This window comes from Actinopolymorpha sp. B17G11, from assembly GCF_040196095.1.
Taxonomy (GTDB): Bacteria; Actinomycetota; Actinomycetes; order Propionibacteriales; family Actinopolymorphaceae; genus Thermasporomyces.
Genome location: NZ_JBEFTW010000027.1, coordinates 47979 through 63315 on the forward strand (window position 1 = coordinate 47979; position 15337 = coordinate 63315).

General features: G+C 65.5%; 9 protein-coding genes. 5 read left to right on the top strand and 4 right to left on the bottom strand.

Features of this window, described 5'->3' with window-relative positions; translation table 11 throughout:
• Positions 1-468: 468 nt before the first annotated feature.
• A complete protein-coding gene (locus tag ABN028_RS24270; RefSeq protein ID WP_349698214.1) occupies positions 469-3294 on the top strand; it encodes a Kelch repeat-containing protein in 2826 nt (941 codons plus the stop codon).
• Positions 3295-4421: 1127 nt separating this feature from the next.
• Positions 4422-8963 (top strand): S8 family serine peptidase, encoded by a 4542-nt coding sequence (locus tag ABN028_RS24275; RefSeq protein ID WP_349698215.1) that lies wholly within the window; start codon positions 4422-4424, stop codon positions 8961-8963.
• Between the two features lie 258 nt (positions 8964-9221).
• On the opposite strand, the gene ABN028_RS24280 is transcribed toward ABN028_RS24275, so the two are convergent.
• Both ABN028_RS24280 and ABN028_RS35485 read right to left on the bottom strand, forming a co-directional pair.
• Entirely contained in the window at positions 9222-9428 is a 207-nt protein-coding gene (locus ABN028_RS24280; protein ID WP_349698216.1) for a hypothetical protein, read from the bottom strand.
• Between the two features lie 320 nt (positions 9429-9748).
• Positions 9749-10129 carry an integrase core domain-containing protein gene (locus ABN028_RS35485; protein WP_502879210.1) on the bottom strand — a complete coding sequence of 127 codons (381 nt, stop codon included), beginning with the start codon at positions 10127-10129 and terminating at the stop codon, positions 9749-9751.
• A gap of 206 nt (positions 10130-10335) precedes the next feature.
• On the opposite strand from ABN028_RS35485, the gene ABN028_RS24290 reads away from it, so the two are divergent.
• Complete coding sequence (locus ABN028_RS24290; RefSeq protein ID WP_349698217.1) at positions 10336-11121, top strand: ISL3 family transposase; 786 nt, start codon at positions 10336-10338, stop codon at positions 11119-11121.
• A 49-nt stretch (positions 11122-11170) separates the two neighbouring features.
• Positions 11171-11914 carry a transposase gene (locus ABN028_RS24295; RefSeq protein WP_349698218.1) on the top strand — a complete coding sequence of 248 codons (744 nt, stop codon included), beginning with the start codon at positions 11171-11173 and terminating at the stop codon, positions 11912-11914.
• A gap of 33 nt (positions 11915-11947) precedes the next feature.
• Here the strand turns inward: ABN028_RS24295 and ABN028_RS24300 are convergent, their stop codons facing one another.
• Positions 11948-12526: a helix-turn-helix domain-containing protein gene (locus ABN028_RS24300; RefSeq protein WP_349698219.1), complete on the bottom strand. Its 579-nt coding sequence runs from the start codon at positions 12524-12526 to the stop codon at positions 11948-11950.
• A gap of 273 nt (positions 12527-12799) precedes the next feature.
• Here ABN028_RS24300 and ABN028_RS24305 point away from each other — a divergent pair, with 273 nt between their 5' ends.
• Positions 12800-13519 (top strand): DUF2130 domain-containing protein, encoded by a 720-nt coding sequence (locus tag ABN028_RS24305; protein WP_349698268.1) that lies wholly within the window; start codon positions 12800-12802, stop codon positions 13517-13519.
• Between the two features lie 478 nt (positions 13520-13997).
• On the opposite strand, the gene ABN028_RS24310 is transcribed toward ABN028_RS24305, so the two are convergent.
• Positions 13998-14810: a hypothetical protein gene (locus tag ABN028_RS24310; protein ID WP_349698220.1), complete on the bottom strand. Its 813-nt coding sequence runs from the start codon at positions 14808-14810 to the stop codon at positions 13998-14000.
• Positions 14811-15337 lie beyond the last annotated feature (527 nt).

A 15337-nucleotide genomic window follows, 5' to 3' on the forward strand; every position in this document is an offset into this window, starting at 1 on the left:
GTGTGTGCACAAGGGCAAGCCAGCGCCTCGCGCCGACCTGACCAGGTCCGCGCAACGTCTATGCGGTGGGCGCCCTGACAGCTTCATGACATATCGAGTTGCGCCTTCGGCCGGTCAAGGCCAGGACGGTTGGGTGGCTAGCGTGACGGGTGCGGTCACCGCGCGAGCCAGTTGGCGAGCCGCCCGTACCGCTCCGGCATCAGGAGAGGTGAGTGTTCAATGAGCGCAGGCAGCTTCGATCTGCCGGTGAGAGGGTCGCGTCGAAGCGGGCCACGCCGCGGCGGGCTGCCGCGGCTGTTTCGCACGGCACTGTGTGGGCTTGCGTCGCTCGCCGTGCTGCCCGGGATGACACTGATGGCCTCACCATCGTCTGCAGGTACGAACGCGGTGTCAGGTGCCGTGCTCGAATCTGGTCCGAGTGTCACCGTCAGCGGCCAGGTCACGGACGGGTCCGGCCATGGTTGGCCCATGTACGCGAACGTCAGCGCCGAGGGCAGTTCGGCGAGCACGTTCACCGACCCGGTGACGGGCCGTTACAGTATCGAGCTGCCGGCCGACAGCGCCCAAACTCTCGAGGTGAAGTCCCAGTACCCCGGCTACGCCACGCTCAGCAAGTCGATCGACGTCGGCTCCGGCGGCATGGTCCTTGACCTCCAGTTGACCGTCGACAACTGCGAGGCGGCGCCTGGCTATCGCCGCGCCCGGATCGGCGTGCTGACCGCCTCCTTTGGGGGCCAGATCGTCGACTTCTTAGACCGCCGGGGGATACGCAACGATGCGATCATCGCCTGGGATGAGGATCCGTCGGAATACGACGTGATCGTCGTCAACGAGGCAGGCGATCCCGGGAGGGAGACGTTCCAAAGGTTCCTGCACGAGACCGACGCCGCTGGCACTGGTGTGGCGTTCCTCGATACTCGTTCGAGCTCCGGGGACGACGCTGGAAACGGAGTTGGTCTGCTGTGGCAGCATCTCGGCAACCCCAGCTCACGCAGCAGCGGGCTCAGCTCGGAGATCCCTCACCTGTACTACAGGGTCGCTGAGGCGCACCCGATCCTTGATGGTTTCGAGGTCGGCGACGAGATTGTCTTCGACGAGAGCAGCACCTCGAAGGCTCACAGCTGGTTCGACGGCTACGAAGGGGAAGGCCGGACGGTAATCGCCGACGCGGGCAGAGCCGACACCGGCGACCTGGGACCGGGCATTGGTGTGCAACAGCGCGCGAACAACCGCCACGTGTTGCTGTCCATGCATGGCGCCGACGACTTCTTCGAGTCCACCGGGCCGTTGTACTGGACACCGGACGCGGCAAAGGTGTTCGTCAACGCCCTGGAGTGGGCATCGGACACCTCGCTCGACTGCCGCCCGATCACCGGTGGGCTCGTGGTCGGCAATGTCACCGATGCCAACACAGGTGCCGGGGTGTCTAACGCCACGGTGACCGACACCGACACCCCGGACGGCAGCGGCATTCGCTCCTCCAACGTCGAGGGCGATCCTGCTCACGGTCAGGGATTCCACTGGCGATTCACTTCGCAGACCGGCAGCAAGACGTTCCATGCCTCGGCACGCAGGTACGTCGACGCCACGAATTCGGTCGACATCCGGCCGGACGCCGCGAACGAAGCCGACTTCGCGTTGCCAGCCGGAAAGCTCGATGTCAGCCCTGGAACGCTGGACACTCAGCTGCGAATCGGCCAGGACGCACAGGAACGGTCGTTCACCGTCACCAATACGGGCACCGCGCCGGCGAAGGTTGAGCTTACCGATCGCCACGGAGGTTTCGAGACTCTCGCTATGGAACCGCAACCGGCCGAGGTGCGTAACGTCTCCGGGCACTTTACGACCGACGCGATCTTGTCCAGTGACCAGCTGGCGGATACCCAGGCACAGGGTGATCCCCAGCCACAGGCCGAACCGTCCGCCGTCCCGTGGACGACCCTGCCCGACTATCCAACCCGCATTCAGGACAACAGCGCGGCCGTGCTCGACGACGTGGTGTACTCGTTCGGCGGGTTCAACGGTGAGACCTCGACCGCCAACGCGTACACATTCGACCCGGCTCTCGGGCAATGGCAGCCGATCGCGTCTCTTCCGGAGGAGCGGGCAAAACCCGAGGTGGTGGAGTACAACGGCCTGATCTACATCCTCGGCGGGTGGAGCGATGACGGGGCTGCCGACCGGAGCGTGTTCATCTACGACCCGAGCAACGACACTTATCGACAGGCCGCCCCGATGCCGGCGGGTCGTGCGGCACCGGGTGCAGCGGTCGTCGACGGCAAGATCTACGTCGTCGGTGGATGCTCCGGAATCCAAACCTGTACGCCGTCGAACAACGTGTGGCGCTACGACCCCGCGACTGACAGCTGGGAGACTCTGATCAACTACCCGGAGTTGCTCTCCTGGCTCGGCTGCGCCGGGCTGGAAGGTCGGCTCTTCTGCGCCGGGGGCGCTGGAGTTGGCATATTCGACAACGCCAGCGCATCGACGTACCAATTCGACCCGGCCAGCAGCTCCTGGACCAAGCGCGCGGACATGCCCTACGACGACTGGGGCATGGCCTATGCGGCCGCCAACGGACAGTTCGTGATCTCCGGTGGCGTGACGCTCGGCTCCAGGCAAGTGACCAATCGGAGTGCGGCGTACGACCCGGCCACCGACGTCTGGACCGAGATCGAGCCGTCGAACCAGACCGTGTACCGCGCGGCCGGCGTGTGCGGCTTCTACAAGATCGGCGGCGTCACCTTCGACACGATCTCAGGCGTGGAGATGCACCCTGGCTTCAACGGCTGTCCGGCTACGACAGACGTTCCCTGGCTATCGGTGACACCGAAGTCGGTCACCTTGCAACCTGGCGAGCAGGTGAGCGGGACAGCGCGGATGGACGCCACGCTGGACCAGCCGGGCACCTACACCGCCGGAATCGGCATCCGGCACGATACGCCATACCGCGTCGACCCAGTCAAGGTGACCGTGACCGCCACTCCACCCAACAACTGGGGCAAGATCGCCGGCTCGGTGAGCAGCATCGACTGTCAGGGCACCGAACGTCCCCTCGCCGGCGCCGTCGTCCAGATCAACCACGCACAAGGCGGCGTCACCCGCTTCGCCGCCGCCGACGGCGGCTACGGCTACTGGATCGCGGCCTCGAACAATCCCCTGGAGTTGGTCGTCTCCAGCCCGAGCCACACCCCACAGTCCCGGACCGCACGAATCATCGCGGGCAAGACCGTTGTGGAGAACTTCGCATTGCAACGAACCTGTGGGACGGGAAGTGCAGCCCAAGCGCCTTAGGTGTTTCTGTCGCCGGTGTAGCCGAACGGGCGCCCTGCTTCGGCTCAGCGGGCGGCACTCGCGGCGCGGCTGGCCACCATCAGGCGGGGGCCGTCGCGTCCTCGACGTTGAATGGGCGCGTCTCACCACGGTCCTCGATGTTGCTGGTGACAAGCGCGCTCCGGCTGCTTCGAGCTCCCGTACGTGCGCAGACCTAGCCGTCCACCAACGCCGAGCAGGATCGGCACATCGCCAAGCCGGACACACGCAAAGTCAACGGTGCAGGAATCCCCGGCTGTCATTCTCCAGGCATGCTCGAAACCAAGCTTCTCCGTGTAGTAGGTGATGCTTGCTGCCACGTCGAAGCACGCGAGATCAGAGCGAGCTTAGTGCGGCACCTTTGCGACTCGACGATGCTGTCTTCCGCTGAACACCGTGACTCTGCGAAGTGGCACCACCATGCCGACGTGGCGCACAACGCCACGTCATCGATCAAGTCCGCGCCAGCGGCCAGTGGATCCGGACTTAGGTATCAACGCTGTTCCTGCGGCGCGTCGCGAGCGGGTGCCGGTTGCCGGCTCACGAAAGGTCTGCGGCTACGCGATCGCAAAAATACGCAGTTCACCTGATTGTTGGTCCGATCGCCAGAGCCGAGGCTTGGCGTGTGAACCAGGCCAAGCCAAAGCGCCCCTCCGATGTGAGCGGAGGCGGACCGGACGTCGGGGTTGCGAGCCAGCCGATGGATGAGCCAGACCGCTGCAACGACGTTGCGGCCGCTCCCGCAGCAGGTCGCAGCGGGGATGTGAGTGGGCACGCGTCCAACGTCGAAGCCGCTGGCGACCACGCGAGCGAGCCGGATCCCACTGCCGACTGTGCGGCATCTGCAGGCGAGGAGCAGGACGGCTGGGTGCCGGCATGAGCCGTCCGTACCGCTCCGTGTCAGAAGAGGTGAGTGTTCGATGAGCGTACGCAGTTTCGGCCACCTCGCGGAGCGAGCGGGGCGAAGCAGACCACGATGGCATCGGAGCAGACTGGGAGGCACGATCCACGCGGCGCTGTGCGCGCTGATGTCGGTCACTGTGCTCGCCGGGCTCACTCTGCTGGCAACACCCTCGTCGGCGGGTACGCGACCTGCGTCAGGACGAGCTGTGGCACCGCAACAGGCGTCGCCTGGGGATGCCGCTGTCGAGCAACGGTTGTTCAAACAGCTTGCCGCAAACGAAACCACCGACTTCTGGGTCTACCTCCGAAAGGAGGCTGACCTGAGGGCCGCGCCCGGGATCGCCAACCGGGCGAAACAGGGCCGGTTCGTATACGACGAACTGACCGAGACCGCCTCCCGCAGCCAGGCCGGCCTACGTGCGATGCTGAAGGACGAGGGTGTCAAGTTTCAGCCGTACTGGATCGCCAACACGATCAAGGTGACCGGCGACGCGAAGCTGCTGCGACGGATCGCGGCTCGGCCCGAGGTCGAGCAGATCACCGCCGACCGGACCTACAAGGTTCCCAAGCCAATTCCAGCCGAGGAAGACCCACCGAGTGTCGCTGCCGTCGAGTGGGGCGTGGATCGGGTCAACGCCCCGCGTGTGTGGGACGAGTTCGGTGACCGTGGCGAGGGCATCGTGGTCGGCAGCATCGACACCGGTGTGCTGTTCACCCACCATGTCCTTGTCAACCAGTATCGAGGCAACCGGGGCGGTGGCAGCTTCGACCACAACTACAACTGGTGGGATCCCTCGAGAGTTTGCGGCAGCCCGTCGCTCGAGCCATGTGACAACGCCGGCCATGGCACGCACACCATGGGCACCATGGTCGGTGACGACGGTGCCGGAAACCAGGTCGGCGTCGCGCCGGGCGCTAAGTGGATGACCGCCAAGGGATGTGAGGGCGACAACTGCACGCAAGCCGCGTTGCTATCGTCCGGGCAGTTCATGCTCGCGCCAACCGACCTGGAGGGCAACAACCCAGACCCGGCTCGCCGGCCCCACATCGTGAACAACTCGTGGGGCGGTGACGCGGACTCCGACCCGTGGTTCCAGCCGACAGTGCAGGCCTGGGGCGCAGCGGGAATCTTTCCACAGTTCTCCAACGGCAACAGCGGGGCAGCCTGTGGTTCGTCTGGCAACCCGGGCAACCTGCCCGAAACCTATGCGGCCGGTGCGATCGACATCGACAACAACCTGGCGTCGTTCTCCAGCCGTGGTCCCACGGCGTTCGACAGTGACCTGATCAAGCCGAACATCGCCGCGCCAGGCGTTGACGTACGGTCGGCGTGGAACGACGGGAGCTACAGCACGATCAGTGGGACGTCGATGGCTTCGCCCCATGTGGCGGGCACCGTGGCGTTGATGTGGTCCGCGGCGAACGCGCTCGAGCGCGACGTCGCCACGACACGGCAGCTCCTGGACAGCACCGCGATCGACACTCCGGATCTCACCTGTGGTGGCACGCCGGAGAACAACAACATGTACGGACAGGGGCGTCTGGACGCTTTCGCCGCGGTCGAACGGTCTCCGCGCGGGCCGACGGGTACGCTCGCCGGCACGGTGACCGACGCTGGCAGCGGTGAACCGATCGGCGGTGCCACCGTCACCATCGCCGGCGTGGTGAACCGCGAACTCAGCACCCGCGATGATGGGACCTACTCGATCACGCTGGCCGCCGGCGACTACACATTGACGGCCGGGGCGTTCGCGTACGCCGACCAGACCGCCCAGGTGAGCATTGCCGCCAACCAGATCGCCACTCACGACTTCGCGCTCGAGTCCGCCCCGAGTCTCACGGTCAGCGGTCAGGTCACCGACGGCTCTGGCCACGGGTGGCCGATGTACGCGAAGGTCAGCGCGCAGGGCACCCCGAGGAGCACGTTCACCGATCCGGTGACGGGTCGTTACAACATCCAGCTGCCGGCTGACAGCACCCACACGCTCGTAGTCGAATCCCAGTACCCCGGCTACGGCACGCTGAGCAACACGGTAGATGTCGGCTCCGGCGACATCACGAAGAACCTCGAGCTGACCGTCAACAACTGCGAGACGGCGCCGGGGTATACCAGCGCGCGGGTCGGAGTGTGGGGCGACTTCGGTGGGCAGATCCTCCAGTTCCTGGACGGCCGCGGAATACCCAACGACGAGTTCGAATACCACATCTTCTCCGACCACGACCCCGCGGACTACGACGTGATCGTCGCCAATGTCCCGGGCGACCCTGGTGACCAGCGGTTCCGCCAGTTCCTGGACGAGACCGACGCCGCCGGCACCGGTGTCGTGTGGCTCGATCAGCCGGACCAGTCAAGCGACGTTCCCACCGGAGTCGAGTTGCTGCGGCAACGCCTCGGCAACCCCAGCTCGCGTCACTTCGACAGCAGCCAGGACATCCCCCACCTCTACTACAAGGTCACCCAGAAACACCCGGTTCTTGACGGATTCGAGGTCGGGGACGAGATCGTCTTCGACGAGACCAGCACCTGGAAGAACCACGCCTGGTTCGACGGCTACCAGGGCGATGGTCGGACGGTCATTGCCAACGCCGGCAGATCCGACACTGGCGATCTGGGACAGGGCATCGGTGTGCAACAGCGCGCGAACAACCGCCACGTCCTGCTGTCCATGCACGGCGGCGGCTGGTTCTTCGAATCCGGCGGACCACCCAACTGGACACCCGACGCAACCCAGGTGTTCCTCAACGCCCTCGAATGGGCCACCACGGACACCTCGATCGAGTGCAGCCCGGCCCCTGGTGGGCTGGTGGTCGGCAACGTCACCGACGCCAACACAGGTGTCGGGATCGGGCGGGCCACGGTGACCGACGTCGACGACCCGTCGGAGGTCGTCCGTACGTCCAGCATCGAGGGCGACCCGGCGCACGGTCAGGGATTCTTCTGGCGCTTCTCACCCCAGACCGGCAGCAAGACGTTCCGCGCCTCCACACGCAACTACGCCGACGCCACGAAGACGGTCGACGTGCGACCGGACGCAGCGAACCAGGCCGATCTCGCCCTGCCCGCCGGACAGCTCGAGTTCAGCCCGAGCGCGTTGGACGCACAGGTGCAGATTGGTCAGTTCCAGCAGGAGCGGTCGTTCACCATCACCAACACCGGCACCGCGCCGGCGAAGGTGGAGCTGACCGAACGCCGCGGCACGTTCAAGAGTCTTGGCGTGGAGCAGCAGCCGGTGCAGGTGCGCAACATCGAAGGGCAGTTCACGACGGCGCCGATCCTGTCTGGGGACCAGCTGGCGGATTCACGGGCACATGCGGATTCGCCGGCACAGGCCCAACCGGCCGCTGCTCCGTGGAAGGCGCTGCCCAACTACCCGCAGCGCATCCTGGACAACAGCGCGACCGTGGTCGAGGACGTGGTGTACTCGTTCGGCGGGACCAACGGATCCGCTTCGCTCGCCAACGCGTACAGGTTCGATCCGACAGTGGGGCAATGGGAACCGATCGCGTCCATGCCGGGAGACCGGATGAAGCCCGAGGTGGTGGAGCACAACGGGCTGATCTACATCCTCGGCGGTTGGAGCGGCGACGCGAAGACGAACCGGACTGTGTTCGTTTACGACCGCGGCAGCGACACCTACCGAGAGCTCACTCCGATGCCCGGAAGCCGCGCCGCACCCGGTGCCGCGGCTGTCGACGGCAAGATCTACGTGGTCGGTGGATGCTCCGCCTTCCTCTCCTGTACACCGTCGAACAACGTGTGGCGCTACGACATCCGCACCGACAGCTGGGAGACCCTGGCCAACTACCCGGAGACGATCTCGTGGCTCGGCTGCGCCGGGCTGGAAAGTCGGCTCTACTGCGCTGGCGGCGCCCGCCCTGGCGACTTCAACAACGGCAGCGCATCCACATACGAGTACAACCCCGACACCAACAGCTGGTCCAGGCGCGCCGACATGCCCTACGACGACTGGGGTATGACGTACGCGGCGGCCAACGGACAATTCGTTGTCTCCGGCGGCGTGACCGACGGCTCCAGCGAGATCACCAACCGGGGAGCGGCCTACGACCCGGCGGCCGACCGCTGGACCGAGATCGAGCCGTCAAACCAGACCGTATTCCGGGCGGGCGGCGCATGCGGCTTCTACAAGATCGGCGGGTTGGACTCCGCGCCAACTTCCAGCGCGGAAGTGCACCCCGACTTCCGCGACTGCGCTGTCACGACCGACCTGCCCTGGATGTCGGTCGCGCCGAACTCCGTCACGCTGCAGCCAGGTGAGCAGGTCCGCGCAACCGTGCAACTGGACGGCTCGATGGACCAGCCCGGCACCTACCACGCCGGACTCGGTGTCCGGCATGACACGCCGTACCCTGTCAACCCTGTCGACGTGACAGTGACCGCCACCCCGCCCAGCACCTGGGGCAAGATCACCGGCACAGTGACCGACGTCGACTGCCAGGGGAACGAGCGCCCACTGGCGGCGGCAGTCGTCAGGATCGACCACACATCGGGCGGCGTCACCCGCTTCACCGACGCCGGAGGCGGCTACGCATATTGGATCGCGGCCTCGAACAACCCACTGGAGATGATCGTCTCCAGTCCCGGTCACATTCCACAGTCACGGACCGCACGGATAAGCCCACGAAAGGCCGTCGTGGAGGACTTCGCCTTGCAACGTACCTGTGGAGCAGGAGAGGCCAACCAAAGGCTCCAAGACGAGCCGCGAACCGATCCGACGGGGGAAGGCTAACCCGGATACAGCAGTTGCCGTTAGAGCGGGTTGTTGTCGATCAGGGATCGCCTTCTCGGACCGATGTCATCGCGCGGTGCGGTGGATTTCCCGATGTCTGCGAGGGTCTGGAGGCCTTTGACTGCCGTCATGCTCGCCATGCATGCCGGGGAATGCCGCACCATCCCGATATTTCAAATCACCGAATACCTTCCGCATGCGGTCAAGTGCTGAACGGCGGCGACATGCTGGGCGTATCTCACCGCGCACGCGCCCCCACTATGACGCGATCACGATGGGGACACCGCACCCCGTCAGGAAGGTCACCGCCTTGAGAGACTGGAGAGGATTCCTCCTCACCACCGGCGCCGCACTCTTGGCCGGACCTGCGATGCTGGGCAGCGCCCAGGCCGCCGGCGCGAGCGTCGACTCGTCGAAGCCGCCGCTGGAGGTTTGTGTCGCGAGCGTTTCCGGCAATACCGTCACGCTCGCCTGGACTCCACCGGCCAACAACAACTTCTGGTGGATCTACATCTACGACAACGACGCGAAGGAGTTCATCACCGACGCGGGGAAGCCCGGGCCACGCTCAAGCGGCTGCGCTCGGGCACGACCCACACGTTCACCGCGATCTACGGCGAGTTCACCGATGACCCGAAGTTCGCAGGGTGACTGTGACGGTCGCGTTGGTGGGACCGGCCCGGATGGATCGAGCTCCCGGTTCGGGCACGTTCATGGTGCGGGTTGTGGTGCGACCTTCGGTGACATGATGCACGCGGAGTCGACTTCTGATCGGCGGCGTGACTTCAAAGTCGCAGGTAGAACGGCTGGGCAGGGCGGCGGGGGTTCTCGTAATGCGTAGGTCGTGGGTTCGATTCCCATAGGCGGCTCCCTGTGATGTCGAACGCGTCCAGGAGTGCCTGGAGGTCGGCGATGGTGGTCGGTTGGTCGGGCTGTGCACGCAGCCATTTCTTCATTGTTTGCTGGAATCGCTCGACCTTCCCACACGTGGTGGGGTGGTTGGGGCGGGAGTTTTTCTGCATCACGCCCAGGGCGCGGAGTTCGGTCTCGAAGGCGTTGCGGCCGCCTTTGCCACCGGATAGCCGGGTGGCGAAGACCATGCCGTTGTCGGTCAGCGTGGACGCCGGAATCCCATACTGGGTAACGGTTTGACCGAAGGTAGCCACAACGAGGATCTGGCACAAATTCCGTGAGGCGGCGACTGACTGTTTATCGGACCGGCCAGTTCGCGGTCTCGTAGCAGTTCTTCGGAATTCTTGTAATAACCAAAATTTGACTTTGTCGCGTGTGCGTGTCCGCCGGTCAGCAAAGGCCCTTCTTGTGCAGGTTCTGTTTCGACCAAGAAACACCTGAACAAGAAGGGCAATGCCAAGTGTACCTTTCGCTGCAGCGGTTGCTGCCCCATCTTGCTGATGTCGTCGTTCGCGGCGTCGAACATCTCACCTCGGCACTGGTGATCTGCGCACGCGCCTCAAGTAGACGTGCGCTGTGTCCGCACTGCCGCACCGGTTCCACCCGGGTGCACAGCCGCTACTGGCGCCGGCTCGCCGACACCGCGATCGCAGGTGGACCGGTCGTGATCAAGCTGCAGGTACGACGGTTCTTCTGCAGCGGCGAAGACTGTGCAGCCGCGACCCTCGTCGAACAAGTTCCCGGGCTGACCTCGGCGCATGCTCGGCGAACACCGTTGCTGCGTAGCATGTTGGAGTCGATCGGAATCGCGCTCGCCGGCAGAGCGGGTGCACGGCTCGCCCGAAGCCTGGGCGTACCGGTTAGCCGCACCACGCTGCTGCGTATGGTGCGAGCGCTACCCGACCCAGAAACCGGCCTCATCAGCGTCCTTGGCGTCGACGACTTCGCGTTCCGGCGTGGCCGCGTATACGGCACTCTGCTGATGAACCTCGACACGAACACGCCGATTGACCTGCTGCCAGACAGCCAATCGGACACCTTCGCCGCCTGGCTGCGGGAACATCCCGGCGTTCAGGTGATCTGCCGGGACCGTGCCGGCGGCTACGCCGATGCAGCCCGCACCGCCGCACCAGATGCGATTCAGGTCGCCGACAGGTGGCACCTGTGGAACAACCTCGCCAGCTACGTGGAGAAGACAGTGGTCCCGCAACAAGGCCAGCCTGAGCGAACCCGACCACGACTCTGAGCCCACCGATGACCGGCGGGCGGTCGCTTCACCCAGAACTGCTCAGCCGATGTCCAGGATCGTCACCCGCACCATCGAACGCCACGCCGCCGTACACGACCAGCTCCGGCATGGAAGATCAGTGTCAGCCATCGCACAGGTCCTCGGGCTGGACCGCAAGACCGTCCGCAAGTTCGCCCGCGCGGCAACTCCGGACGACGTACTCACACTGGCCGGCAAACGCACCAGCAAACTGGACCCGTTCAAGGCCTACCTGAACAACCGATTGGCTGAAGGGTGCGAAAACGCGGCGGTGCTAACCGAAGAGGTCAAGGCGCAAGGCTTCCGCGGATCCGACAAGACTGTCCGCCGCTACCTGCACCCGCTACGAGACACCACGACACCGCCGCCGCCTCCTCCACCATCTGTGCGTGAGGTAACCCGCTGGATCCTGACCCACCCCGACCATCTGGATCCTGCCGACAAGACCAAGTTGGACACCATCCTGGCCCGCTCGACACCGCTGTGCACCACCGCGGCAAGAGTCGCCGAATTCGCTGAGATGATGACGGGCCTGCGGGGCCAGCGGCTCCACGACTGGATGACAGCCATCGACACCGACGACAACTTGCCAGACCTCAAGTCGTTTACCGCTGGCATCCGCCGCGATATGCGCGCAGTCCTCAACGGGCTCACGTTGCCCTACAACTCCGGGGCAGTTGAAGGCACCGTCAACAAGCTCAAATTCATCAAACGACAAATGTTCGGCCGCGCAAAATTCGACCTACTCCGCAAACGAGTCCTCCTCGCATAGCCCCACACAGCGACCATCACCGCCAGTAACGCGTCACGGAATTTGTGCCAGATCCACAACGATCTGGCCGGTGATGCGGGGGTGGGCCGTCACACTGAGGGCATAGCGGGCGTGGTCGTCGAGCCAGGACAAGATCTCCACATCCGCGCCGGGTGTGCCGTCGGGGTTGCTGAGCCGGTAGTGCGTGAAGTCGGACTGCCAGCACTCGTTGGGCTGCTCGGCGGCGAAGCGGATGTATGACGACTTCGGCCGTTTGGACGGGTCGGGGGTGAGGGTGCCGTGGCGGACCAGGATCCGGTTGATCGTGGCCCGCGACACCGTGATCTGGTGGTGGTGGGTCAGGTGCCAGCCGATGGTGTCTGCGCCGGCGTCCAGACCCTGCTCGGCGAGCTTCTTGCGTAGTTCGAGGACGAGTTGGACGGTCTCCTCGGCGGCCGCGGCGGGGCTGGTCCTTGGTGTCCGCGAATCCGGCTCGAACGCGGCCTCGCCCGCTGCGCGGTAGCGGGCCATGAGACGACTGATCCAGCCCTGGGAGACACCGTAGGTGCGGGCGGTCTCGGACTGTGATGCGCCGGCGAGGACGGCGGTGATGACAAGACGACGTTTCGACACCGGGCAGCCTCTGCCAACCGGCCAGCGGCACCGGACCCGCCATGCCGATGACCCGAGACATTCCTATTCCGATGTCGTGAGACACCCCATTCCGATGTCCTGAGCCAGCACACCACAGGCGGCTCACTCAAAAGCCTAGGTCAGAGGACACGAATCGTCCCTGGACGCGGATCGACGTGTCCGTTATGGCCGTTTCGTGGTGCGAGATTGTGCGTCCTTCATCGGTTCCTCACCGCGCTGTAGTCACCTGAGAGCACACGGAACACCCTCCAACTGGCTGAGAAGGACAAGCAACTGCAGCGGCTGTCTGCAAGCCTCGAGGAGGCGCAGCGGCGGGCCGTACAGGGTTCAGAGGAACTGCAGGGGACCGCGCAGGAGGATGCGCTCGAGCAGGATCTCGCCAGCGAGTTCCCCACCGACGAACTGGCCCAGATACCTCGAGGAACGCGGGGCGCCGATGTCCTGCAGACCATACGGGATCGGTCCTTGCGGTGCGGTGCCATCCTGTGGAGTCCAAGCGGGCCAAGAAGTGGGACGACGCCTGGCTGGCCGTGCCGGTGCGGGGCCAGCGCGGCCGTCATCCTTACTGCGTGCCTTCCCCCCGGGGCGGCGCGCATCGATCGGCGGGACGATGTGTGGATCACCGATCTTGCCAGCGCGCCCCTGCTGGCGCTCGTACTCCGCGAAGGCCTCGTCGCGCTTGCCCAGCAACAGGCCAGGATCGCCGGCAAGACCGATCTCCAAGGTGAGGTCTATGACTACATCACCAGCGCCCGCTTCAGCGAGCATGTCAAGGCCGCGGTGGAATCGATGACCAACATGCACGACCAGCTCGATGCCGAGCGCGCCGCCCACGAGCGGTTGTGGTCCAAGAGAGCGAAGGAAATCGGCCGTGCCGAGGCCCACATTGCGCGCATGATGGGGGACATCGAGGGACTCGGCGCGTCGATATCGTCCATTCCCAGCAGGTTGCAGCTGGCGCCTAGGGCGTAACCGAAGGACATCGGCTCCCCGGACGTTACAGACGCGCCCGGGGAGCCGAACTTCGGCGTCACCAGACCCACCGCCGGTGGCCACGGTGCACCTGGGACTCAGCCAGCGAGCTCGACTGGTGGGCGGGTGGGGCCGCGCCATCCTCAACGCCAACCCCATGGCCAACTGGTACCAGGGCACAAGACCTCCGGACCGTGTCGTGGCGTTCGTGAAACGCACCGACCGGCCGTTCACCGCGGCCGAGCTGTACCAGCGCGGGTTGGGCAGTCGGACCACCATCCACCGGGTGCTGACCGACCTGCGAGGCCGCGGCGAAGTGTGGGCGCAGCTAAGAAAGCGCGGTGCCACGCACTGCCGCGAGCTTGCGAAAATGGCAGAGCTACTGCTGACGTCACGGTCACGCGGACACGGTGAAGACACCGGCGAAGTGAGGGCAGGCCGGCGCGGCCGTTGGCCCAGGCGGTCGGCTAGCCCGGAATCAGCCCGACGTCGGGTGGGCTTCTCGGCTCAGGACCTCGTCGAGGTAGGCGAGGCTGACCCGCTCGGCCTCGCTCCTACGGGTGAAGTCGGCCGGGGCGAGCCGGTCGCGGAGTTCGCGGTAGAGGGTGACGCAGGAGCGGACGGCCTCTCCGCACTCCTTGAGGTCGTAACCGGCGACGGTGCCCTGGAGGCGTTCGGCGAAGGTGGGAACCCGCGTCTCCAGCCGCCGGACGCCGCGGGGCAGGTGGCCCGCCGACACCAGCGCCAGCGGGCCGAGCACCCGCGCCCTGAGGAAGCTGAGCGCATCGAGGACATCGAAGAGTTCGCCACGACCAAGCTTGGCCGCGATGTAGTGGACCCAGCACCAGAAGCGGTCCTCGATCCACTGCGGGTCGGGCATCGGGTGGTGGCTCTCAGTTCGACCGATGGCGTCGGTGAGCTCCGTGGTTCTCTCCCACAGGACAACCGGGTCCTCGATCCGCTTCTCGAGGTCGTCGGGTGTGACGAACTTGAAGTCGACGTGGAGCAGCGGGTCTTCGTACAGGCAGATCACCAGGCGCGGCTCACCGACGTGCTCACCGGTGAACGCGGTGAGCTGCCGCCCCCAGGACGCGGTGAGGTCCAGGCGCTGCTCCATCACGGACGCATGGTGGGCGGGATCCACGACAGGGATCAGGTCGAGGTCGGAGAACTCGTCCACCTCGTCCGACAGCAGTGATCCGCCGGCCGCCAGCCCGATGAACCTCTCGTCCTTCTGGATCTGTTGGAGCAAGCTCTCCAGAAATCGACTGTGGTCCTCGGGCAGTCTCATGAGCGCGTCATTTCGTCGTGGGGGCAAGAGATGCGTCGGTGGAGCGGGCTGGGCCGGAGCGAATCGGCAGCGTATCGCCGCGCCCGTCGGCGCGGACAGCGCATTTCGACGTGATGCCACCGGTCGCCAAGTTTGGGGGAGTAGTCGGCGGCGGCTGTTCGGGCACGGGTGTTGAGCCGCATGAGGCGTTGAACTCGACAGGCAGATGACGTTCCCACTCCCTGAATGGACGTGGACAGACGTCCTGCGTTCGCAGGGACGTCCTGAGACGTCCTTGGCGCGGATCGAAGGACCGCCATGCCTTGGCCGGTTTGGGCCACGTGTTAAGGGTGCGAGCACTTGTGGGCGCTTGCGCTACTCGCACCTGCCGTGGCTGGCATGAGTCAGCGGATGGGCGCGGTGGCCCGCCAGCTGCGGCCCAGCCGTCCCGCGCGGGGAATGCGCTCGGCCGGCGCCCAGGTCGCGAATGAAAGCGCAGGTCAGGGCCACAGTCATTACCGATCTTGAAAACCGCTGGTCCGCTTCGC